This is a genomic window from Nocardiopsis sp. TNDT3 (genome assembly GCF_003427465.1).
Lineage (GTDB): Bacteria > Actinomycetota > Actinomycetes > Streptosporangiales > Streptosporangiaceae > Nocardiopsis > Nocardiopsis dassonvillei.
In genome coordinates, this window is the sequence record NZ_QPFC01001367.1 from 1 (window position 1) to 1,344 (window position 1,344).

General features: G+C 73.3%; 1 protein-coding gene. It reads left to right on the forward strand.

Features of this window, described 5'->3' with window-relative positions; genetic code table 11:
* Window positions 1-1,312: pseudouridine synthase (locus tag DQW06_RS27895; RefSeq protein ID WP_157983639.1), on the forward strand; the 1,312-nt coding region annotated here is incomplete at its 5' end.
* Window positions 1,313-1,344: the final 32 nt, after the last annotated feature.

Below are 1,344 nucleotides of genomic sequence, written 5' to 3' on the forward strand. Positions count from 1 at the left end.
CCGCCGTTCCTTCGGCGACCGCGACAACCGCGGCTCGGGCGGTCGCTTCCAGGACCGTGACAACCGTGGCGGGCGTGACAGCCGCGACGGTGGGGACCGTCGTTCCTTCTCGGGTGGCCGGGACGAGCGCGGCGGCCGTGACTTCCGTGACCGCGACAACCGCGGCCCGGGTGCACGCTCCTACGACCGTGGCGGACGCGGCCCGGGTGGCGGTCGTGATGACCGCGACCGCGGTGGCGTCCGGGGTGACCGGGACAGCCGTGGCGGGCGCGACTTCCGCGGTGGCCGTGACGGCCAGCGCGGCGAGGGACGCTCCTTCGGAGGCGGCCGCGACGACCGCCGCTCCTTCGGTGACCGCGACAACCGCGGCGGCCGTGACAGCCGCGGCTCCGGTGGCGGACGCGACTTCCGCGACCGCGAGGACCGCGACGGCCGTCCCGGCGGCGACCGCTCCGGCGCCAAGCGCGTCACGAGCGAGAACCAGCTCTCCAAGGCGGCCCGCGAGCGGCTCAGCGCCCTGCGCGCCGACTACGACCCCAAGGACGAGGACCACGCCGACGAGGCGCGCGACACCTACACCGACGTCGAGAACGGCATCCGCCTCCAGAAGGCGCTCGCCGCGGCCGGGGTCGCCAGCCGCCGGGCCAGCGAGGAGATGATCGCGGCCGGACGCGTCAGCGTGGACGGCCAGGTCGTGCGCAGGTTCGGCGCCCGGGTCGACCCCGAGTCCTCCGAGATCCGCGTCGACGGCATGCGCGTGGTCACCGCCCCGGACAAGCTGTACTTCGCGCTCAACAAGCCGCGCGGCGTCGTCAGCACCATGTGGGACCCCGAGGGCCGGCCCACCCTGGCCGACTACACCGGTCAGACCGAGGAGCGGATCTTCCACGTCGGCCGGCTCGACACCGAGACCGAGGGCCTCATCCTGCTGACCAACGACGGCGAGCTGGCCAACCGGCTCACCCACCCGCGCTACAAGGTCGTCAAGACCTACATCGCCAAGGTGCCCGGCCCGGTCCCGCACCGTGTCGTGCGCGAGGTGCAGAAGGGCGTGGAGCTGGAGGACGGCCCGGTCGAGGTGGACTCCTTCCGCGTGGTCGACAACGAGCCGCCCAAGGCGCTCGTCGAGATCCGGCTGCACGAGGGCCGCAAGCACATCGTGCGCCGCCTGATGGAGGCCGTCGGCCACCCGGTCGCCGACCTCGCCCGCACCCAGGTCGGCCCGATCGACCTGAACGCCCTCAAACTGGGCACGATGCGGGCCCTCACCTCGCGTGAGGTGAGCGAACTCTACGAGGCCGCGGGCCTGTAGATACAGTTGACGGCGGTCGCCTGCCCGGACAC